This window comes from Mycobacterium paraintracellulare (assembly GCF_000276825.1).
GTDB classification, from domain to species: Bacteria; Actinomycetota; Actinomycetes; order Mycobacteriales; family Mycobacteriaceae; genus Mycobacterium; species Mycobacterium intracellulare.
In genome coordinates this window covers 3,734,206-3,755,064 of record NC_016948.1, presented here as the reverse complement: position 1 = coordinate 3,755,064, position 20,859 = coordinate 3,734,206, and the positions used below count along the sequence as shown (strand labels likewise).

The 20,859-nt window shown below is 67.1% G+C and carries 23 protein-coding genes and 1 pseudogene; 13 read left to right on the top strand and 11 right to left on the bottom strand.

The annotated features are described in order from the left end of the window. The first annotated feature begins 7 nt into the window (after window positions 1-7). On the top strand, window positions 8-352 hold the full coding sequence (locus tag OCQ_RS17085; protein ID WP_014385365.1) for a DUF732 domain-containing protein: 345 nt from the start codon (window positions 8-10) through the stop codon (window positions 350-352). Between the two features lie 9 nt (window positions 353-361). On the opposite strand, the gene OCQ_RS17080 is transcribed toward OCQ_RS17085, so the two are convergent. The 6 genes from OCQ_RS17080 to OCQ_RS17055 form a co-directional block, all read right to left on the bottom strand. Then, a complete protein-coding gene (locus OCQ_RS17080) occupies window positions 362-1,282 on the bottom strand; it encodes a cation diffusion facilitator family transporter (RefSeq protein ID WP_014385364.1) in 921 nt (306 codons plus the stop codon). 62 nt (window positions 1,283-1,344) lie between these two features. After that, entirely contained in the window at window positions 1,345-1,557 is a 213-nt protein-coding gene (locus OCQ_RS17075) for a hypothetical protein (RefSeq protein WP_009952062.1), read from the bottom strand. Between the two features lie 63 nt (window positions 1,558-1,620). Further along, window positions 1,621-3,084, bottom strand: coding sequence for an aldehyde dehydrogenase family protein (locus tag OCQ_RS17070; protein WP_014385363.1), 1,464 nt, complete (start codon window positions 3,082-3,084; stop codon window positions 1,621-1,623). A gap of 22 nt (window positions 3,085-3,106) precedes the next feature. Then, complete coding sequence (locus tag OCQ_RS17065; protein WP_373306392.1) at window positions 3,107-3,862, bottom strand: carboxymuconolactone decarboxylase family protein; 756 nt, start codon at window positions 3,860-3,862, stop codon at window positions 3,107-3,109. A 58-nt stretch (window positions 3,863-3,920) separates the two neighbouring features. Next, entirely contained in the window at window positions 3,921-4,742 is an 822-nt protein-coding gene (locus OCQ_RS17060; protein WP_014382898.1) for a mycofactocin-coupled SDR family oxidoreductase, read from the bottom strand. Window positions 4,743-4,748: 6 nt separating this feature from the next. Beyond that, the gene (locus OCQ_RS17055) at window positions 4,749-5,579 is read right to left on the bottom strand and encodes a mycofactocin-coupled SDR family oxidoreductase (RefSeq protein ID WP_008258475.1); all 831 of its coding nucleotides are present in this window, start codon (window positions 5,577-5,579) and stop codon (window positions 4,749-4,751) included. A 115-nt stretch (window positions 5,580-5,694) separates the two neighbouring features. Between OCQ_RS17055 and OCQ_RS17050 the strand changes: the two genes are divergently transcribed. Next, window positions 5,695-6,261 (top strand): TetR/AcrR family transcriptional regulator, encoded by a 567-nt coding sequence (locus tag OCQ_RS17050; protein WP_014385361.1) that lies wholly within the window; start codon window positions 5,695-5,697, stop codon window positions 6,259-6,261. A 16-nt stretch (window positions 6,262-6,277) separates the two neighbouring features. Here OCQ_RS17050 and OCQ_RS17045 read toward each other — a convergent pair whose 3' ends face one another. The 3 genes from OCQ_RS17045 to OCQ_RS17035 form a co-directional block, all read right to left on the bottom strand. Next, window positions 6,278-6,652 (bottom strand): DUF732 domain-containing protein, encoded by a 375-nt coding sequence (locus OCQ_RS17045; RefSeq protein ID WP_014385360.1) that lies wholly within the window; start codon window positions 6,650-6,652, stop codon window positions 6,278-6,280. A gap of 112 nt (window positions 6,653-6,764) precedes the next feature. Beyond that, entirely contained in the window at window positions 6,765-7,130 is a 366-nt protein-coding gene (locus OCQ_RS17040; protein ID WP_014385359.1) for a DUF4189 domain-containing protein, read from the bottom strand. Window positions 7,131-7,216: 86 nt separating this feature from the next. Further along, window positions 7,217-7,435 (bottom strand): hypothetical protein, encoded by a 219-nt coding sequence (locus OCQ_RS17035; protein WP_009952053.1) that lies wholly within the window; start codon window positions 7,433-7,435, stop codon window positions 7,217-7,219. A 94-nt stretch (window positions 7,436-7,529) separates the two neighbouring features. Between OCQ_RS17035 and OCQ_RS17030 the strand changes: the two are divergent. Further along, window positions 7,530-8,803: pseudogene (locus tag OCQ_RS17030) on the top strand (amidohydrolase family protein). Here OCQ_RS17030 and OCQ_RS17025 read toward each other — a convergent pair. Beyond that, window positions 8,800-9,687: an IclR family transcriptional regulator gene (locus OCQ_RS17025; RefSeq protein WP_014385357.1), complete on the bottom strand. Its 888-nt coding sequence runs from the start codon at window positions 9,685-9,687 to the stop codon at window positions 8,800-8,802. The pseudogene OCQ_RS17030 and the gene OCQ_RS17025 sit on opposite strands and share 4 nt — an antisense overlap. A gap of 65 nt (window positions 9,688-9,752) precedes the next feature. On the opposite strand from OCQ_RS17025, the gene OCQ_RS17020 reads away from it, so the two are divergent. The 5 genes from OCQ_RS17020 to OCQ_RS17000 all read left to right on the top strand — a co-directional run bounded on the left by OCQ_RS17020 (window position 9,753) and on the right by OCQ_RS17000 (window position 14,392). Continuing rightward, window positions 9,753-10,667, top strand: a complete 915-nt coding sequence (locus OCQ_RS17020; RefSeq protein ID WP_036459299.1) for an SDR family NAD(P)-dependent oxidoreductase — start codon at window positions 9,753-9,755, stop codon at window positions 10,665-10,667. A 23-nt stretch (window positions 10,668-10,690) separates the two neighbouring features. Then, the gene (locus OCQ_RS17015) at window positions 10,691-11,494 is read left to right on the top strand and encodes an acetoacetate decarboxylase family protein (RefSeq protein WP_014385355.1); all 804 of its coding nucleotides are present in this window, start codon (window positions 10,691-10,693) and stop codon (window positions 11,492-11,494) included. Between the two features lie 3 nt (window positions 11,495-11,497). Beyond that, on the top strand, window positions 11,498-12,712 hold the full coding sequence (locus OCQ_RS17010) for an amidohydrolase family protein (protein ID WP_014385354.1): 1,215 nt from the start codon (window positions 11,498-11,500) through the stop codon (window positions 12,710-12,712). Between the two features lie 13 nt (window positions 12,713-12,725). Further along, window positions 12,726-13,994, top strand: coding sequence for an amidohydrolase family protein (locus OCQ_RS17005; protein ID WP_014385353.1), 1,269 nt, complete (start codon window positions 12,726-12,728; stop codon window positions 13,992-13,994). Window positions 13,995-14,200: 206 nt separating this feature from the next. Beyond that, complete coding sequence (locus OCQ_RS17000) at window positions 14,201-14,392, top strand: hypothetical protein (RefSeq protein WP_014385352.1); 192 nt, start codon at window positions 14,201-14,203, stop codon at window positions 14,390-14,392. Window positions 14,393-14,473: 81 nt separating this feature from the next. On the opposite strand, the gene OCQ_RS26910 is transcribed toward OCQ_RS17000, so the two are convergent. Next, window positions 14,474-14,758: a hypothetical protein gene (locus OCQ_RS26910; RefSeq protein WP_179300668.1), complete on the bottom strand. Its 285-nt coding sequence runs from the start codon at window positions 14,756-14,758 to the stop codon at window positions 14,474-14,476. A 224-nt stretch (window positions 14,759-14,982) separates the two neighbouring features. Between OCQ_RS26910 and OCQ_RS16990 the strand changes: the two genes are divergently transcribed. The 5 genes from OCQ_RS16990 to OCQ_RS16975 all read left to right on the top strand — a co-directional run bounded on the left by OCQ_RS16990 (window position 14,983) and on the right by OCQ_RS16975 (window position 20,435). Further along, the gene (locus OCQ_RS16990) at window positions 14,983-16,914 is read left to right on the top strand and encodes a putative alpha/beta hydrolase (protein WP_014385350.1); all 1,932 of its coding nucleotides are present in this window, start codon (window positions 14,983-14,985) and stop codon (window positions 16,912-16,914) included. After that, the gene (locus OCQ_RS16985) at window positions 16,895-17,467 is read left to right on the top strand and encodes a hypothetical protein (RefSeq protein WP_041785108.1); all 573 of its coding nucleotides are present in this window, start codon (window positions 16,895-16,897) and stop codon (window positions 17,465-17,467) included. Before OCQ_RS16990 ends, OCQ_RS16985 begins: the two co-directional genes overlap by 20 nt. Before the next feature lie 311 nt (window positions 17,468-17,778). Next, entirely contained in the window at window positions 17,779-18,072 is a 294-nt protein-coding gene (locus OCQ_RS26745) for a hypothetical protein (RefSeq protein WP_162130192.1), read from the top strand. Window positions 18,073-18,522: 450 nt separating this feature from the next. After that, window positions 18,523-19,716 (top strand): tyrosine-type recombinase/integrase, encoded by a 1,194-nt coding sequence (locus OCQ_RS16980; RefSeq protein ID WP_014385348.1) that lies wholly within the window; start codon window positions 18,523-18,525, stop codon window positions 19,714-19,716. Window positions 19,717-20,237: 521 nt separating this feature from the next. After that, window positions 20,238-20,435: an excisionase family DNA-binding protein gene (locus OCQ_RS16975; RefSeq protein ID WP_014385347.1), complete on the top strand. Its 198-nt coding sequence runs from the start codon at window positions 20,238-20,240 to the stop codon at window positions 20,433-20,435. Window positions 20,436-20,859: the final 424 nt, after the last annotated feature.

The following is a 20,859-nucleotide window of genomic DNA, read 5'->3' as shown; positions in this document are numbered from 1 at the left end:
TGGCGTTATGCGATTTCTCCTCGGGCTCTGCAGTGCCGCCGCCGCGCTCGGCCTGGCCGTCCCGGCCCACGCGGACGTCGACAACGATCAGGATTTCCTCAAGGACCTGCGCGACGCCGGCATCACCTACCAGGACGCCGGCAACGCGATCACCATCGGCAAGTCGGTGTGTGAGCTGCTCGACGACGGCCAGTCGGACGCCAAGATCGTGACGGACCTGCGCAACCAGAACCCGGCATTCCAGGGCGCCAGCGCGGCCAAGTTCACGTTCCTCTCGGCCGCCCACTACTGCCCGAAGTACATCACCGGCGAGGACCGCGGGCCCAAGCCCGATGGCGCCGCCGGCAACTGAGCCGACCGGTCAGGCCGCGCGCGCCGTCCACGTGAAGCTCTGCATCTCCGGGATCCGCGGCGCCAGGGCCGCGGCGACGCTGCGACCGATCTGATCGGACGCGCCCAGCGACGTGTCCGCGTTCAGGAACCCTTCCACTTCCACGCGCAGGGTCCGCCCGGTCCATCGGGCCCGGGCGTGCGCGTGCGTCACGCCGGGCACCGAGGCGGCGACGGCCTCGGCGGTGGTGATGATGTCGGGGTCGACGCCGTCGAGCAGGCGATGCGCGATGTCGGCGGTGACCTCCCAGCCGACGTGGCAGATGAATCCGGTGACGACGATTCCGGCGACCGCGTCGGCCCAGCCCCAGCCGAGTGCCACGCCGATCAGCCCCAGCACCGCCCCGGCCGACGACAACGCGTCGAGCCAGGAGTGCTTGGCGTCGGCCACCATGGTGGCCGACCGAATTCGCTTGCCTACCACCAGTTTGTAGCGGGCCACCAGCTGGTTGCCCGCGACGCCCACGACGGCCGCGGCGATGCCCCAGCCCACGTAGCCGGTGCCGCCGTGACGGAGCAACTTGGTGACGCTCTCGAAACCGGCGACCACGGCGCTGCCCCAGATCACCAGGGCCACCCCGATGCCGGCGAGGTCCTCGGCGCGTTCGTAGCCATAGGGGTACCGCTCGGTGGGGACCTTGCGCGAGGCGCGGAAGCCGACGAACACCAGGGCGCTGGTGGAGACGTCGGACAGGTTGTGCAGCGCATCGCCGAGCAGCGCCACCGAACCGGACAACAGCGCGATGACCAGTTCCACCAGGCCGGTCAGCGCCAGCCCGGCCGCGCTGACGGCGACCGCACGGTTGGCCTGCCGGCGCTCGCCGGCGTCGTCGGCCGCGGTGTCGAGGGGAAAGCCTGCCGCCGGGTCACGGACCCCGTTGATCGCATGCATACCGTCAGCATGCCCGATGCGGCGGCGGCCCCCAAGGGTTTACGGCAGACGACGGCCGCGCCCTACTTGTCCTGCTCCGGCTTGGACGGTTGATCACGCCACGGGCGGACGGTCTTCGGCAGGAGCATGAACGCCACGGGCACGCGCACCAGCGCGTCGCGGGCGGAGACCTCGAGGAACACGATCTCCATCTCGAGGCTGTTCAGGGGCCGCGTTTCCATCATGAAGCGTGTCCGCAAGTAGCGGGGGGTCCGCAGCCACTCGACCAAACTCATGAAGGCGACTGTACGCCACTAGCGGAAATACCTGATGGACACCGTGTTTCGGAACTCTGTCCGTCAGCTCATGCCGATGCGGATGTTCTTCACCTGCAGAAAGTCATACAGGCCCTCCACGCCGCCGGTGCGGCCGAACCCGCTCTGTTTGTATCCGCCGTAGGGGCCTTGGGGCGCGATGTCGCTGTGCCTGTTCACCCACACCGAACCCGCTTCCAGCCGGCGCGCCACCCGATGCGCCCGCTCCAGGTCGGAGGTGGCCACGAATGCGTTGAGGCCGTAGCGCGAATCGTTGGCGATCCTGACCGCCTCGTCCTCGTCGCCGAACGGCATGACGGAAGCCACCGGCCCGAATGTCTCGGTTTGCGCCAGCGCCGAGCGGTTGTCGACGTTCGCGAAGATCGTCGGCTCGATGAAATAGCCGGACGCGAGTTCACCTCCCAGCCGGCGCCCGCCGGTGATCAGGTCGCCGGCCTTCTCGCTGACCGCCTGGTCGATGACACCGAGGATGCGCTCGGCGGCGGCCTCGCTGACGACGGGCCCGAGCATGACGTCGGGCTGCAGCGGATCCCCGACCTTCGCGGCCCGCACGGCCGCCGCGAGCTTCTCCACGAACGCCGTGTACACCGACGCATGGACGAGGATCCGCGAGGCGCAGGCGCAACTTTGGCCGGCCTGGGTGATGGGCCCCTGGTGGGCCGCGATGACGGCGGCCATGTCGAGGTCGGCGTCGGCGAACACGAGATACGCCGACTTGCCGCCCAATTCGGCCGTCACGGGTGTGAGGTTGTGCGATGCGGCCTGCAGCACCTTCTGCGCGGTCGCCTGTCCGCCGGTGAAGTGGATCTTGCGGACCCCCGGGTGACGCACCAGCGCGTCGCCGCCCTTCGGGCCGGCCGGCAGCACGTTCACCAACCCCGGCGGCAGGCCCGCTTCCAGGCAGAGTTCGCCAAAGCGCAAGGGCGCCAACGACGCAACCTCCGAGGGTTTGAGGATGACGGCGTTTCCCGCCGCCAGCGCGGGGGCCACGGCCGCGCCGACCACGACCAGCGGCCCGTTCCACGGGGCCAGGACGCCGACGACGCCGTACGGTTCGCGCTCGACGATGTTGACGTCGAACGCGCCGGCGACGGGAGTGCTTGCGCCGTGCGACTTGTCGACGTAGCCGGCGTAGTAGCGCAGGAACCGCTCCGTCAGTACGGAGTTGCCGGCGACCGCGATCGGGACGCCGTAGTCGTGCACGTTGAGCTCGCTCAACTCGGCGAAGTGGTCGCGCACCACGTCGGCCAGCGCGAACAACAGGTCGCGGCGCCGATCGACGGGGTAGGACATCCATTGCCGGTGCGCGTCCCACGCGCTGTCGACGGCCCGATCGACCTCGCTTCGGCCGGCCAAGGGTATGGATGCGTTGGGCAGGCCGGTGCCCGGGTAGACGTGGCGGTAGGTTCCGCCGGATGCCGCGGTAATGCGTTCTCCGCCAATGAGTAACGCACCCGAGAGCGTCGGTGACGACGCGGTTGCCGTCATGGCAGTGTCCTCCGTTGTCGTGTCAGCCGACGGGCGCGGGATCGGCCCGATTTTCGGCCGTCACCCGCTGCTTCTGCTCCGCGATCACCTGGTTGAGGTAGTCGGCCTTGGCGCAGCCGTAGTACGCCGCGAACTGCAGCGCCAATTCGTCCATCTCCTCGAACGAGACGTCGCCGCTCTTCAGCGCCGCGTACACGTGGGAGATGATCGGGATTTCGGCGTCCTGGAAGGCGACGCAGGCCACCGTGATGAGGCGGCGTTCCTTCATGCCCAAGCCGGGCCGCAGCCACATCTCGCCGAAGACGAAGTTCAGAATGCCCGCGCCCGAGTAGGGGTTGTCGCGCATCGGCGCGAACGGCAGGCAGTTGATCTCCTTGAACGATGCTTCGCCGCCCTGCAGCCGCTGCTCGGGGTCGCTGGTGGTGACCAGCGGCAGCAACGGTTCCGGGGGAGGGGGCGCCTCGCCGCGTTCCTCGGCGATCCTGGCCCACTCCTGGTCCACGGCGATGTTGAACCGCGAGGCCTTCGGCCAGCCGGCGTAGACGGCGAAATGCAGGACCGTTTCCCGCATTTCGGTGATGGTGAGGTCACCGCTGTTCAACGCCGCATAGACGTGCTGCTCGAGCGGGGCCTGCGCGTCGGCGGCCGCGACGCAGGCCAGCGTCACGAACCGTCGATCGCGGCGGCTGAGCCCGGGCCGCGACCACACCTCGCCGAAGACGAAGTCGATCAGCCCTGCGGTGAAGGGTCCCCGATCGCCGGGCGGGTCGACCGTCATCACCTCGGCGAAGGTGCGCAGCCCCCGTTCATGTCGCGAACCGTCGTCCGTCAAAGCACTATCTGATGGTGACACCGGCGTCCACTTTCAGCTCAAGCCCCGTGACATAACGGGATTCATCGGAGAGGAGGTAGAGCACCGCGTTGCTCACATCGGCCGCCTCGATCAGCGGCGCGGGCAGCGCGTTGAGGAAGATGGGCACCAGGTCGGGCCGCTGCTCGGCGATCAACGTGTGCATCGTCGGGGGCGCCATGCCGGTCGCCACGCCGGTGGGGTGCACGGTGTTGACCCGAATGTTCTGTGCGGCAAGCTCGTTGGCCAGCGCGAGCGTCATCCCCACGATGCCGTGCTTGGACGCCGTGTAGGGCACGTGCAGCGGGGTCCCCTTGATGCCGGCCGAGGAACTGATGTTGACCAGGCTCCCGCCGCCGCGCGCGACGAGGTGGGGCAGCGCGGCCGCGCAGGTGTTCCAGGCCCCGATGAGGTTGACATCGACGACCAGCCGCCACTGCTCGGCGGTGGTGGTGTCCCAGGTGCCGACGGTGAGCACGCCGGCGTTGGCGACCGCGCCGTCGAGCCCGCCGAGTTCGCCGGCGGCCGCGTCGACCGCCGCTTTCATGGCGGCCTCGTCGCGCACGTCGACGACCGCGGTGATCGCCCGGCGGCCGTGTTTCTCGACCAGGTTCGCGGTCTCGTTCAGGTCGTCCTCGGTGGCCAGCGGGTATTCCAAACCCGCTGGAGTGGAACAGATGTCGATAAGGACGCAGTCGGCGCCCTCCTCGGCCAGCCGCACCGCGTGCGAGCGTCCCATGCCGCGCGCGGCCCCGGTGATCAGGATCCGTTTGCCGGCGACCCGGCCCGTTGCGTCGTTCGTTGTCACGGGTTATCAGACCTTGTTGCAGAAGCCGGCATCGACGGGGAAGGTCACGCCCGTCACGTACTTCGCCTCGTCGGAGACCAGGTAGGCGATGGCGGCGCTGACGTCTTCGGGTTCCAGCATGCCGACGGGCATCGGGTTTTGCAGATGGGGGCCGGCGCCGGGATTCTTCTCCAGGAAGTCGGTCATGTCGTCATTGGTCGCCATCATGGTGTTGACCGCGGTCGGGTGCACGGTGTTCACCCGAATGTTCAGCGGCGCAAGCGCATTGGCCAGGGTACGCATCAGGCCGACGATGCCGTGCTTGGACGCCGCGTAGCCCAGGCCGCCGCCTTGCAGGCCGCCGAAACCTTTGATGCCCGCCGTCGAGCTGGTGAAGATGATCACCCCGCCGCGATTGCCGGACAGCAGGTGCGGAACGGCCGCCCACGCCGTGTGGTAGGCCCCGTCGAGGTTGACGCCGGTGACCGCGCGCCACTGCGCCAGTTCCTCCTCAATGCTCAACTCGCGGAACGCCAATGGCGCGATCCCGGCGTTGGCCAACACGATGTCGAGGCGGCCGAAGTGCTCGACGCCGCTATCCATCGCGGTCTTGACCTGCTCGAAGTCGCGCACATCGGCGACGGTGCCCAGCATCTTTCCGCCGGCCTCTTCGACGAGGGCGACGGTCTCGTCCAGTTCCTGCCGGGAGGCCATCGGATATCCGTTGGCGGGGATGTCGGCGCAGATGTCGATCCCGATGATGTTGGCGCCCTCACGGGCGAGCCGCACCGCGTGGCTGCGGCCCTGGCCGCGCGCCACCCCGGTGATGAAGGCGACTTTGCCATCTAACGAACCCACGGCGCGTTTCCTCTTTTCTTGGTCATCGGCCCAGATCAGGCCGGAGTAACGCCGTTACTCACGTGCGCACAGTAACATGGTTACTGTGAAGACGACAGGGTCCCGAGTACAGACCGTGGACAGCGCGTCCGGGCCCCGGGTCGATCCGATCCTGGACATCGTGGTCGAAATGCTCGACACCGAGGGCTACGAGGCCGTGCAGCTGCGCGAGGTGGCGCGACGGGCCCGCGTTTCGTTGGCGACCATCTACAAGCGGTATCCGACGCGCGACGAGCTCATCGTCGCCGCGCTGGAAGGCTGGATGGACGCCAACCGCTACGCGCGATTGCCGTCGCTGATCGAGGACCTACCCGGCGATTCGATCTATGTGGACCTGATGCACGTGATGAGGACCATCTTCGAGCCGTGGGAAAGCCACCCGTTGATGCTGCGCTCCTACTTCCAGGCGCGATCGGGGCCCGGGGGAAAACGCCTCATCCAGCGCGGTGTCGATGCCGTCGTCCCTGTCGCCAAAGCCATTCTGGCCCAAGCCGATCCGGGGTTCGCCAAAGACCTCGAGCTCATCCTGCCCGGCGTCGTGTACGGGTTTCTCACGCGATTCGCTCAGGGCGAGATCGACGTCACCGAGATCGTGCCCGGCATCGAGCGCACGGTGTTCTGGCTGACCGCGGCGCAGGGCTGAGCGGGATTCTGCGCTCTCACAGGATCGGGGGTGGTATCAGCCACCCCATCGACGGATCGACGTCGTCTTTGTATTCCGGGCAGTAGCTGGCCACCGAAAGGCCGATGAAGTATCCGGATTGCTTCGCCGACATCGGCGTTTGCTTGGTCAGTTTGATCGCCAACATCGATACGTTCGGGTTCGTTTCGATGCTGCTGCACACCGCATGGGCCGTCGCGATCGCATCGTCGTCGTCGAACATCGTGATCCCGCCCCTGTCGAGGCCGGCGAGAAACGCATCGTCGGCGTCGTCATCGGCCGCCGCCGGTGCCGCGCCGGCCAGCGCGCCCGTGGCCAGCGCAATCGCGCAGGCGGCCGACCACTTGGCAAAACCGGCCTTCAGATGAGCCATGGCCTCCCCTCTATGCGCGGGCCAATCGGCGGCAAGTCAAGGACGACTTAAGTGAACGATAGCCGAAATCGCGGTGTCCATCTCGGCATCGCGCGAGGCGTCGTCCCGGATTTCACGACGAGCAGTGGGAGGCCTTGATTCGTCCGTTGGGGGCGCCCAGCTTGGCCAGGGCGTCCGCATTGGATGCCGTTGTGTCCGGGCCGGATCCGCCCTGGAACCGGCCGGAACGGTCGAACGCCACCGATGCGCAGCCGTTGCGCGTGCCGGCCACGACTTCGCACACGTCGCCGGCCTCGGCGGTGCAGTGGGCGAGCGCGATCTGGTTTGCCTGGTCCTGGCTCCCCCCGGTGCCCCACCCGGCGGCGCGTCCGCTCCCGACGGACACCGCCAGGGCGACGAAGTCGTCGTCGGCCGCGGCCGCCGGCGCCGAGATGAGCGCGCAACCGAACGCGACGACGACGGCAATAATTGACCGCACCGGCCGACTCCTTCGCAACGCTCAGGACAGGAATCTAGCGCCGCGGTCGGCGTGCGCGCGGGAAAACGGGCCGCGGTGTCTCGCGGCTACGCGGTGTCCTCCGGGTCTTCGGCCAAGTAGGTGACCTCATACCAGCGCTTCCGGGATTCGGCGTCGAACGGCTCGCTCGCGGTCGCGCGTTCCAGTCGCACGTCCGTCAGATGCGGATTGTCAACGCGGATATAGTCTTCGAGCTCGGCGTGCAGCGCCTCGCCATCCAGGCTGACATCCGCGAGCGCCCTGCCGTCGTACCTCGTCCAACTCACGGGTGACATCTTGCTCCGGTCGCGGCCCGGACTTTCGTTGGCCCTTCGCGCGCCGACCCGTTTCTCCTATACTCGACGTACCTTTGGAGGTGCGATGGCTACAAGCTGGGACACGCTGGATCGCTACGTCGTCATTTCGACGGATACCCACGCCGGGGCGGATCTTTACGACTACAAACCGTATCTGCCGGCCGGCCTGCACGAGGAGTTCGATGCGTGGGCCAAGGCCTACGCCAGCCCGTTCGACGATCTGATCGTCGCCACCGCCAACCGGAACTGGGACCACGAGCTTCGGATCGCCGAGATGGACGCCGACGGGGTGGCCGCCGAGGTCCTGCTGCCCAACACCGTTCCGCCGTTCTTCCCGACGACCCCCAACATCACCATCAGCTTGCCGCGCACGCGTGAGGAGTTCGAGCAACGTTGGGCCGGCGTGCAGGCCCACAACCGGTGGCAGGTCGACTTCTGTTCGCTGGCGCCCGCCCGGCGGCGCGGGCTGATCCAGATCTTTCCCAACGATGTCGAGTTGGCGCTGGAGGAGATCCGCTGGGGCGCGGAGCAGGATTGCTTTGGCGGCGTGCTCATTCCGCCGGTGTCGCCCGGCGATTCGCAGGTGGCCCCGCTGTTTCACACCCGCTACGAACCACTTTGGGCGCTGTGCGCGGAACTGGACCTCACGGTGGTGCAGCACGCGGGCGCCGGCAGTCCCGAGATGCCGATGGACCAGCCGGCCTCCAACGCGGTGTTGATCACCGAAATGGCGTTGTGGGCCCAGCGGACCCTGGGTCACCTGATCCTGGCCGGGGTGTTCGAGCGCTACCCGACGCTGCGCTTCGTGCCGACCGAGCAGGGCACGCTCTGGGTGCCCGGGCAGCTCGCCGTCCTCGACGCCATGGTGCCGACCATGAAGTCGGACGCGGGCAACCGCACCTATGGAATGTTCGGCGGATCGTCGGTCGACGAACTGTCCCTGACTCCGAGCGAATACGTCCAGCGGAACTGCTATTTGGCCACCGAGCTGATGCCGTACGACTCCTCGATGATCGATTTCATGGGCCCCGATCACATCATGTGGGGCAGCGACTATCCCCAGAGGAAGGCTTTGCGCCCCACTCCACGTTGGCCATTCGTTGGGCCCTGCACGACAGGCCGGAGGACGTCTGCCGAAAGATCTTGGGCGGCAACGCCGGTCGCCTGTACCGATTCGATCTCGAAGCGCTGGTGCCGATCGCCGGGAAGATCGGGCCCACCGTCGCCGAGGTGCGGACCCCCCTCGAGGACACGGGATATCGCGCCCCGGCCGCCTTCGGCTACCGACCATTCGAAGGGGGCCTGGCCCTCAAGCGGCTGGCTCCGCAGCGGCACTAACCGGATTCGTCGTTCAGGGCGGCGCTCAGCCGGCGGGTCGCCGAAGCGAGTTGCGCCCCAAGGCCGGTGACCGCCGCGCCGCTCATCGGCTCGGCGCTGGGGACCAGGCTGAGCATCAGGGCGATGCGCGACCCGGGGCCCAGGATCGGGGAGTCGATGTGGCTCACCTCGTAGGTGCGGTCCGCGTCGAGGTCGATCGGGAACCACTCCTCCTGGTGGATCAGCTCGTCGGTCAATTCCTGCGCCAGCCGGCTCAGTCGGGTGGACCGCACCTCGGCACTGCGCACGATCAGGGCCAGTTCCTGTAGGCGCAGATCGGGCAGGAGATGCAGGCCGACCGCGTACCCACGCCGCCGGGCATTGGTGATGGCCTCGCGGTAGCGATCGCGCACGTCGTCCGGCAGCGCGGCCAGCCAGCGCTCCCGGACCTCGGGACCGGCCCAGGCAACGGTCGACGCCCCGTACGGCGGACGGTGCGGGAACTGGGTGCCGATCGGCATCGGGTGACCTCCGCCGCGACGGCTCCGGACCTGATCGACGACGGTGGAGTAGTCCTCGCTCACCGAGAAGGCCACGCAGTGCGCGCCCGTCGCGGCCGACAGCTCGGCCATCGCGGAGCGGGCCAACACCAGCGCCGGGTAGCGGCCCGCGGCCTCGCGTCCGAGCCGGACCAGAGCGGGACCGAGGTGGTAGGTCTTGCGCACCGGGTCGCGCAGCAGCCAGCCGGCCCGCAGTAGCTCGGACAACATCGAGTGGCAGCTGGCCTTATGCACGCTCAAGTGGCGCGACACCTCGGCCAATGTCATCCCGCGGCTCCCGTCGCCCGCCAGCTGCTCGAACAGGTTCACCACCCGTTCGGTCTGCGGTGAGGGGCGCGGGGCCATGGCCCCAATGGTCGCATAATGCGACTGCTTGCGGTGATATAAGCGACCATGTGACCATGACCACAATGGAAGACCTGCGGGGCAAGGTGGCGGTCGTGACCGGCGGGGCCGGGGGCATCGGCCGGGCCATGGGCCGCCGTTTCGGCCGCGAGGGCATGAGGGTGGTGCTGGCCGACGTCCTCGCCGAACCCCTCGAGGAGGCGACCCGGGCGCTCGCGGACGAGGGCTTCGAGGCCGCCGGGGTTCTCACCGACGTCACCGACTATTCCTCGGTCGAGTCGCTGGCCAAGGAGGCGGTCTCGCGCTTCGGCGCGGTCCACGTGGTGTGCAACAACGCCGGCACCGGCGGCGTCTCCGAGGGCTACATGTGGGAGCACGACCTGGCCGACTGGCGCTGGGGGATCGACGTCAACGTGCTCGGCGTCATCCACGGCATCAAGGCGTTCGTGCCGCTCCTGCTCGAGCAGGGCGAGGGACACGTGGTCAACACCTGTTCGGGCAACGGCGGGTTCGCCCCGATCGCCCGGGGCGCCATGGGCGGACCGGCCACCGCGGTCTACCCGATGACCAAGGCGGCGGTGCTCTGCCTCACCGAGAGCCTCTACACCCACCTGGAGATGACGGGGAAGGGCGTCCGGGCGCACGTCCTGTTCCCCGGCGGCTTTTTGAACACCGGCATCTGGGAGTCGTGGCGGCATCGCCCGCAGCGCTACGCCGCGACCCAGCAACGTCGCACGCCCGAGCAGACACTGGACAAGGTCGTGGCCCGCTTCGCGGCCGCCGGCGCGCACGTCGAGTTCACCCCGCTCGAGACCGTCGCCGACCAGGTGGTGGACGGGATTCGCGCGGACCGCTTCTGGATGATGGGCCCGCCCACCCCGGCCGATCAGGTGGTGAGCGCCAAGGCGGCCTCGATCCTTTCCCGCGGCGCGCCCGACTACCTCGTCGACGTCCTCGGGCGAAGCGCCGGCAAGGACTGACGAAACAGTGAAGGAGGAAAGCGTTGAACACCAACGTCATTCGCTACGGTCCTCGCCCGCCCGAGGCGCAGGTGGACCACGAGATCGATGCCACCAAGGCGCCCATCGCCACCGAGGCGGTGACCGTCACCTACCTCACCGATCCGGAGATCGTCGCGGCCGTGCTGCCCCGCCCGCTGCAGCCCGCGGCCGAACCACTGGTGCGCATCCAGCTGCAGCGGGTGCGGATCGAGGGCATGGCGCCCTTCGGTTCGGCGGTGTTCTCGGTGACCGCCCGGCACGGCGAGGTCGAGGGCGACTACCCGCTCTTCATGCCCCAGTCCACCGAGCAGTCGGTCACCGGCGGGCGCGAAACGTTCGGCGAGCCAAAGAAATTGGCCCGCATCGAGGTGGAGCGCGACGGCGATCGCGTCACCGCCACCGTGGACCGGCTGGGCTATGCGCTCATCAGGCTGAGCGGACAGATCACCGGCCCGGCGGAGTTGCCCCCCGACCAGGTGAACACCGAGTTCTACTTCAAGTTCCTGCGGGCCCCCGACGGCAGCGGCATCACGGACCCCCACCTGGTTTATGGCGAGTACCACCGCCACTACGAGCTGCTGGAGAACATCGACGGAACCCTCGAGCTGGGGGAGTCGCCGTTGGATCCGGTGGCCGACATCGTCGTTCGTCAGGTCAGGTCGATCACCTGGTGTCGGCGGCGCACCGTCCAGGTGGGCCGGATCGCGGCGCGGGTGCCGCAGGAGTGGCTGCTGCCCTACGTGCACCAGCGCTACGACGACGTCGCCCTGCTCGCCGCCCCGAGGCCCGAGCCGGCGCGGGCGTAGCGCATGGACCGCTACACCGTCATTTCGGCCGACTGCCACGCCGGCGCCGACCTGCTCGCCTACCGCGAGTACCTCGATCCGCAGTACCGGGACGAATTCGACGGCTGGGCAAAGACATACGTCAACCCGTTCGGTGATCTCACCGAGCCCGAGGCCGAGCGCAACTGGAACAGCGATCGGCGCAACGCCGACCTGGATTCCGAAGGCATTGCGGGGGAAGTCATTTACCCCAACACCGTGCCACCGTTCTTTCCCCAGGCGAGCCTGGCCGCCCCGCCACCCGAGACGGCCCGCGAGCTCGAGCTGCGCTGGGCCGGCCTGCGCGCGCACAATCGCTGGCTCGCCGACTTCTGCTCCCTGTCGCCCGAGCGGCGCGCCGGGGTGGGCCAGATCCTGCTGCCGGACATCGACGAGGCCATCGCCGAGGTGGCGCAGATCGCCAAGCTGGGCCTGCGCGGCGGGGTGTTGCTGCCCGGGATCGCCCCGGGCACGGGCATTCCCGCGCTCTACGCCGAGCACTGGGAGCCGCTCTGGGCGGCGTGCGCGGAGGCCGGCCTGGTGGTCAACCACCACGGCGGCAACGCCGGGCCGAGCCCGACGGACGGGTGGGGCAGCTCGTTCGCGGTGTGGGTGTACGAGACGCACTGGTGGGCGCATCGGGCGTTGTGGCACTTGATCTTCAGTGGCGCGCTGGATCGCCATCCGGACCTCACCGTGGTCTTCACCGAGCAGGGCGCGGGGTGGATCCCGGCGACCCTCGACTCGCTCGACGTGGCGGCGGCCCGCTACGGGCGGGAGAACTCGGCGATCGCCCGGTTCGCCGGGCCCACCGCCGGCTCGCTGAGCCTCAAGCCGAGCCAATTCTGGGCCCGCCAGTGTTACGTCGGCGCCAGTTTCATGCGTCCCGTCGAGTGCGCCGAGCGGCACCGCATCGGCGTCGACCGCATCATGTGGGGAAGCGACTACCCGCACTACGAGGGCACCGCCCCCTACACGCGGGAAGCGTTGCGCCACACCTTCTCCCGCGTTCCGGCCGAGGAGGTGGCGGCCATTTTGGGCGGGAACGCGGCCGCCGTGTACGGCTTCGACCTCGAGGTCCTCGCGCCGCTCGTCGAGCGGATCGGCCCGACCGTGGCCGAGGTCGCCGAGCCGCTGGACACCGTGCCCGCCGACGCGCGCAGCACCGTCTTCGAACCCGACCCCATCCGTGCCTGGTAAGGAAGGACCGCCCGTGAACCCCTACATCATCATCTCCGCCGACACCCACGCCGAACTCCCCACCGAGCGGTACCGCGAATACGTCGACCCCGAGTACCGCGAGGACTTCGAGGCCTACCTGGCCGAGAAGACCGCCGCGGCGCAGGCGGGCGGATTCATCGACGAGGAGTTCGCGCAGGAGTGGTTCTCCGAGCACGGCGACGGCATCGCCGGGGGATGGGACGTCGGCCTGCGCGACAGGGAACTCGACGGCGATGGGGTGGTCGGCGAGGTCATCTTCCCCGACGCCGACGCCGTGACCGGCGTGGCCGGCGCCCCGTTCGGCGCCGGACTGGGCCAGTCGGGCGACCTCGACCCGGGGCGCGCCATGGCTGGGGCGCGGGCCCACAACCGCTGGCTGGCCGAACTGTGCAGCCACAGCCCCGAGCGGCGCGCCGGGGTGGCGGTGGTGCCGATACTGGCCGACGTCGACGCGGCGGTCGCCGAGATCACCCGCGCCGCGGAATCCGGACTGCGCGGCGGGATCCTGATCCCGGCGCGCTGGGTCGGCTACCCGCCGTATCACGATCGTCGCTACGACAAGGTCTGGGCCGCCTGTCAGGACCTGCAGATGCCGATCCACACGCATTCCGGTCCCGCCCCGCAGGAGGAGTACGGCGGGCACCTGGGCATCTACGTGACCGAGGTGCGCTGGTGGGGCGCCCGGCCCCTGTGGTTCGCGCTGTGGTCGGGCGTGTTCGAGCGCTTCCCCGGGCTGCGCTGGGGGGTCACCGAGTGCGGCGCGTTCTGGGCCAACGATCTGCTCTGGCTGATGGACACCCGGTACCTGCGTGAGCACTCGGCCAAGAAGATGAGCCATCTGATGGAGGGCGACCTGACGATGCCGCCGTCGGCCTACTTCGACCGGAACTGCTTCATCGGGGCCACCACCACCGAGCGCCGGGAGCTGGCACGCCGCTACGAGATCGGCGTATCGAACATCCTGTGGGGCAACGACTTTCCCCATCCGGAGGGTACCTGGCCGCACACCCGCAACTGGCTGCGCCGCTCCTTCTGGGACATTCCCGTCGAGGAGACCCGCCAGATGCTGGGGCTGGCGGCGGCCGAGGTCTACAACTTCGACCTCGGGGCCCTCGCCTCGCTGGCCGAGCGCATCGGCCCGACCCCCGAGGACCTCGGCCAGGACGATGCGGTCAGCATCCCCAAGTGGGAGGCGGCACGACAGGTCGGACGCCACTGGCTGACGGACACGGAGCCGATTCCCGATCTCGTGCAGAACTGAATAGTTCCAGGGGTCTCGGCGCCTTACTCCGGCGCCGCGTGGGAGGTATTCCGTTGCGGCGCAGCGCATCTGATCGGCGCATGAGGCCGCCGCGTCCGCGAATGCGCTTGCGTGGCCGCCGGAGGCATTGCCAGCCGTGAAAGGATGGCGATGATGACCACGGTATCTGCGGAATTACCCGTTGCACCGGTGCTGATGGGTTGAGCGTGCCCCTGAAACGCGTCGACGAACTGAAGCCCGGAGACAGGATCCGCATGAAGGTCGGGCACGCCACCGTCGTCGCGACGGAACCCCTCGACGACGACCGCACTATGCTCACCTTTACCTACGGGACCAAAGCCCCCGCCGACAGCAGCCTCACCGTGGACGTCCTCGACGATGACGACTGGGGTTGGTAAGCGAGAAGCCCAGGCCGCGTGGGGTTTTCGCGGGGCCGAGGCGCCAGTGGCGGTTGGCTCCTCAGCCGCGCCGCAACTCGCTCACGGCTCGGGTGGCGGTGCCGGTGGGTTGTCCCAACTTCCCGGCGTGCCGGCGGGCACCTGCATTCCGAGCCAGTTGCACGGCATCATCGATCGCCACGCGATGAACGCGCACTGCTGCTCGGGTGTCAACGGGCTAGGCCCCGCGCAGGGCGGCGTTCCCGCCGTCCCGCATATCGGGTCGGCCGCGGCGGGTGGTGACGCGGCGAATATGGCGACGGCGATCATCGGGGCGATGGCCGCGATGAATGTGGTGACGAAACGTCGGGTGCGATGCATGGCCACCTCGAATCTGTAGCTCCGTGCGCAGATCGTAACCCCAGGCCCCGGCGCCGGGTGGCCGTTTGAGTGCACCCGTGCGAGCCCGGGAATCGGAGGGCATCGGCCACGGCGGAGCACGGCAGTGACTTGCGGCGCGTCGCCGGATGTAGCTAACTTGGACGACCCCCGGTTGGGGGTAGCGTCATAGCTGGTGTGGAGAATTATCAGCTAGGTTTTCGGGCGGAGCGATGCAGCTGAAGTGGCTCAGCGTGGCCGATCTGATCGCCCGGGCCGGTGGAGACCCCTGGGCGATCAACCAGAGCCTGCAGGCGGGCAGCCCGGCTCAGATTTCGAGCCTGGCGGAAGCCTTCCACGGCGCGGGTCGGCACACGGCCGAAGCCGACCACGCCTTCGAGCAAGCCCGGAAGCGCTTTGATGCGGCCTGGAACCACCAGAACGGCGATCACCCGATCAACGACTCCGCTGAAGTGCAGCGGGTCATCAAATCCCTGGGTGCGCAATCCGAGCAATTACCCAAAATCGGTAGCGATCTGGAGAACATCGCCGCCGCGTTGGCCGAGGCGCAGAAAGCCGGAGCTCAACGAATCTCCACGCTCGAACACGCGCTGCAGGGACTCGACCACATCATCGACGCGGCCCAGCACGATCTGCAATACGGCCACCCCGACGCGAAAACCCAGGCTTTTCTGAAGAAGCTGATCGACGACGCGACAGCCGACGCGGCCGATGATGTCCGGGATGCTCTTGGCGACCTGGAGTCGACTCGTGACGGCTACTCGGCCACGCTGCAGAACTGTCTGGGCAATCTGCGCACCGATGGCTACGACCCGAACATCCTGGCGCCAGTCGACGCCGACACCCAGATCCCCCCGACGAGCACCAATCCCGAGGACGTCAATCGCTGGTGGACATCCCTGACCCCCCAGCAGCGGCAGCGCTTCATGGCCGAGCACCCCGACCGAATCGGCAACCTCAACGGCGTCCCCATTCTGGCGCGCAACGACGCCAACCTCACGGTGATGAACCAAGACCTCGACCGGGTGCGGGGCATCGCCAGCCGCAACGGTGTCTCGGTGGATGACGTGCTTCGCGACCCCGCGAAATTCGGTTTGTCGGCCACGGATGTGACCCGCTACCAGAACGCCAACGAGACCAAGCTAGGCCTCGACCACGACGCGGGAGACCCGCTTCACCCGAAACCGGTCTACCTATTCGCTTATGATCCAACGGCATTCGGCGGCAAGGGCCGTGCGGCGATCGCGATCGGCAACCCCGACACCGCCAAGAACACCGCGGTGATCGTGCCCGGTACCAGCAGCAGCGTGAAAGGCGGCTGGCTACACGACGGCCACAACGACGCGATCAACCTGTTCGAACAGGCTAACGCCGCCGACCCCCATAACCCGACGGCGGTGATCGCGTGGATGGGCTACGACGCCCCCAACGGATTCGACGACGTCCAGCGCATCTCCACACCGGCGCTGGCTCGCGCGGGCAGTGCGTCGCTGGCCCAAGACGTCAACGGTCTGTGGGCGACGCACCTCGGGGCGGGCCAACATGTCACCGTGTTGGGCCACTCGTATGGTTCGACCACCGTCGCCGACGCCTTCGCCATGCACAACATGCACGCCAACGACGCCGTGCTACTGGGCTGCCCCGGAACCGACATGGCCCGCAGCGCCGAACAATTCCACCTCGACGGTGGACACGTCTTCGTGGGAGATGCCTCCACCGATCCGGTCGGCATGCTCGGACATCTCGACGGCGCGAGCAAGAAACTCTTCGGCGAGAACTTCTTCGGCACTAACCCCAGCCTGGGTACCGACCCCGCGGTCGACGGGTTCGGGTCGGTACGCTTCCGCGCCGAGGTCCCCGGCTCCGATGGCATCAATCCCCATGACCACTCGTACTACTACCACCGGGGCAGCGAAGCCCTCTATGGCATGTCCGACATCGTCTCCGGCCATGGTGACCAACTACAAGCCGACGGCATGACCGCCGATCACCGCAATTCGTTGGGTGGCGTACAGGTCAGGATCCCCGGCCTACCCCCGGTCACCATCGGCCCGCACACGCCTGCCGTCATCGACCCGGAGTGGGAGCGCTCGCCAGGATCTATCACCGACAACCATGTTTTCGATGCTCAACACCACCATTGAGGAACAACGTATGCCGTTGCGCCAAGCGCTGATCAGTTCGCTAGTGGTCGTCGCCGTGTTGTTAGGAGGATGCGCGCCAGTGCTACACAAACCACATGCCGCGGGATCGACGAATCCGTACGAGGATACGGCCCATCCCATGAGCGACGATCAGACCAAGGCGCAGGTGATCGAGCCGGCCAAGCAGATCGTCGCCGCCGCGAAGCTGGAGGGAGTCAGCGGGGCATTCTCCTTCGCCTCGTGCAACGACCAAGGGGATCCGCCGTTTCAGGGCACCGTCACGCTGAGCTTCCTGATCCACGGGGACCCCGATACGTATTTCCAGCAAGTACGCGCGGCGATGATCGCGCAGGGCTGGAACGAGGGGGCGCCACGGGGACAGCACTACCACGGCGCCTCGCTCAACAAAGACGGCGTGGCCGCCAGCATCAGCTACATGCCGTCCGACCACGCCTACGGGCAGATCATCCTCGATGGCCAATGCCGAAACATGGGCAACCACAAGGGCGAAGGCCAATGGACCAACATCAACGATCAGTTGGCCGCGCGATAGCCTTCTTTGCCGAACGGCTGGTCAGGACCCGATAGGTGCCAGCACTGTGGGGCGCGACCTTGAATCCCTGCACCGATCATGCATAACGGGCAAATCTGTTGTGGGACAACACGAGAGGGGGCTGCCCCACCGCCAGAAATTCCTGGCCCTTCCGACCCTTCGGGCCATTCGCCACGCTTGGTGGCGTCATTGACGAGGCGCGACAAGACACCTCGAGGGTGTGCCGGGAATCTCGGGGTAAGGGTTGGCCTGGCCAGTTGGCTGCCGCTGACGGATAATACGAGGTTATCCCGCATGAAAGGTAAGGAGTGATGACCGACACCGCTTCCACCACATCACGTACTCCCACCGGCCCGGCGTGGACTCGCTGGCTTTACCGAATCCTCGCCATCGTCGGCATCGCCGTCGGCATCGTTGTCATCATCGCCGTCGTCTATCTCCTCTTCGCTAAGTCGGACTGCTGCTCCATGATGAAAGCGGACCCGCCGGCTGCCCAGTCGAAGGATTGCTGTGCCTCCATGATGAAAGACATGAAAATGCCGATGGAGAACAGGCCGAGCATGTCGCCGATGCCGAACATGCCCATGCCCGCCCCCGGCCGGTGAATGCCCTGGCGCCGGAGTCAGTCGGAACCTGAGCCGCCCACGATTTACGCGACTCGGCGGATATAACCCCCGCCCGCTGAAAAGGCGGCACATATTCGACCGTCGCACGCTCAACGTGTTGGACGGTTTCGTCGGAGCATGACTCGCTACGCAATCGGCGATGTCCGTCTCGGCGCTCGCGCTGGCCAGTTACATGAGATCGTCTCGATGCCTAGCTACGGCGGTTAAGCAGTACCGATGTGGTGCGCGATACTGGGATTGAACCAGTTCAATCGGTTTGCTAGCGTGGGTGTTAAGACCAGCGCAAATAGCGAGTCTACCTGCAGTGGCGCTGACCAGTGTAACAGAATCACGCGGAATGTCGCGGAAAGTTGAAACAGTCTTGTTAGCTCACGACGAGTTCACGCAGTTCACACCAGTACACACCGAAGTATCGCAGACAGGAGCGCAGTGGTCAGGGGACAAGGCCGCAAGGCGCAGAAACGCGGCGCATTCGGCACCGCCCACAAACTCCCCAGCGGCCGCTACCGCGCCATGTACTTCGGGCCCGACGGCCGCCGCTACAAGGCCGACAAGACATTCCTCACTGAAAAGGACGCCCGCGGCTGGCTATCACTGCGGCAAGCCGAGATCATCCGCAAAGCATGGGTACCGCCCGAAGCCGACGAGCAACCGGCACCCAAGCTGACGTTCGAGACCTACTCGCAGACGTGGATGGCTCAGCGCGACCTCAAAGACCGAACGCGCGAGCACTACGAGAAGCTGCTCGAGGACCACATCAGGCCCATGTTCGGATCCTGGCCGATCGGCTCGATCACCGTCGATGACGTGCGCGTCTGGCACACAAAGATGGGCACCAAAACCCCCACTCTGCGCGCCCACTGCTACGGGCTACTGCGCACGATCATGGGCACGGCCCTGTCCGACGGCAAAATTCGCGTCAACCCGTGCCAAGTCCGCGGCGCTGGCAGCGCACGGCGCGTCCACAAGATCCGCCCGGCGTCACTTGACGAAATAGCCACCATCACCGAGGAGATGCCCGAGCAATACCGGGCGATGGTCCTGCTCGCGGCGTGGTGCGCGCTGCGGTTCGGGGAACTTACGGAGTTGCGCCGCAAGGACATCACCATCGTCGAGCCCACCGACGAACAGCTCGCGAACGCTGCGGCTGCCGGCGAGGCGGCACCCGAGGCGTACGGCATCGTTCGCGTCGAGCGTGCTGTGGTTCGAGTCGACGAAGGCTTCCAAGTCACCACGCCCAAGAGTGACGCCGGACGCCGCGACGTCGAAATTCCGCCCCACCTACTGCCCGCCATCAAATACCACCTCGAGAAGTTCGTGGAACCCGGCAAGGACGAGTTGCTCTTCCCGGCAGCGCAGGGCGGACACCTCGCACCGGCCAGCCTGTACCGCCAGTTCTACAAGGCGCGCTCCGCGGCCAGGCGAGATGACCTGCGCTGGCACGACCTACGCCACAGCGGCGCAGTTCTGGCCGCCGCTACTGGCGCCACATTGGCGGAATTGATGGCGCGCCTTGGGCATTCGACGCCGCAAGCCGCGATGAGATACCAGCACGCAGCTCAAGGACGTGACAGGCAGATAGCCAAGCTGCTGTCTAAACTTGTAACGAATAGCGGTTCATGATGGGCGAGACGATCAGGTATGTGGTCGTGTGCGGCTGCACGGGATCTATTGAGCCAATTGCCTTTATAGAAGATCATCGCCCAAGCGAGCACCCTCAATCGGCACTCCGGGGATTCATAACCGTTACAGGACCGTCGACGCAAGCGATCGTGTCGGGTCTAGCGTCGACGATGGCCATTCCGCAGGACGAGGCCAACACTCGACGTAAGACCGCTAACGTCAGCGAGATTTTTTGGAGTGATGGTCATGTCGAGTGGACGTTGAGATGCCTCCACTGCAGCGTCCAAGTCCAGATGCATCGAGACAGAATCCGCGCCACGGTGGACCGTCTCGCGGTGGGCGATTGGCAAGTTTTGTCCAGCCCAGATGGCGACGAACCGGAACCGCACATAGTTCCGCTTGGCGTGTTGTGCACCATGGTCGCACAACAAAATGGGTAGTATTTCCTCTGCGCTCATGTAGCGCGACCGTCTCCGAACCCTCGGGTGGGCGTCACTTCAGTGACACCCGAAAGGCCCGAGATGGCAAGCACGACTACTTCCCGCCGGCGCTACGTCAAAATCGCCGAAGCCGCTAGATACCTCCAGGTCACAGACCGCACCGTCCGGCAAATGATCGCTGACGGCCGCCTCACCGCTTACCGCGCCGGTCAACGACTAGTTCGGTTGGACCTCAACGAAATCGACGCCGCGATGAAGCCGTTCGGCGGTGCGGCGTGAACCAAAAACGACAACGGCCCCGGTCGCCACAACCGGAGCCGTCATCAGAAACCACCACCAATGCGCCCCAGTGTATCGCCAAATGCCAGCGGTGCAGGCGTCCTCTGCGGGCGCCTCGTAGTGTGTCCCGCTGCGCCGGCGCCGTGTGCTGGCGCCATCTCCGCACCGACACCGCGGGGGCGGCATGACAGCCATCGCCGCGTGGTGCCGGCGTCACGCAGCCGCACACAGAAGTGTCCCGCTCGATTGCGGGTGCCGCGATCCATGGCCATGCCATTGCACCGAACCACCACTGTCCGAGCACGCAATTGATGGCTGGCGTGACGCCGCTGAACACGTGCTGGCGACCGGCAGGACTCCGGTCCTGCCAATTGAGGTCAGACGTGCCTTGTGGCGCCGCGGCGGCGCGGATCGCGAACTCGCC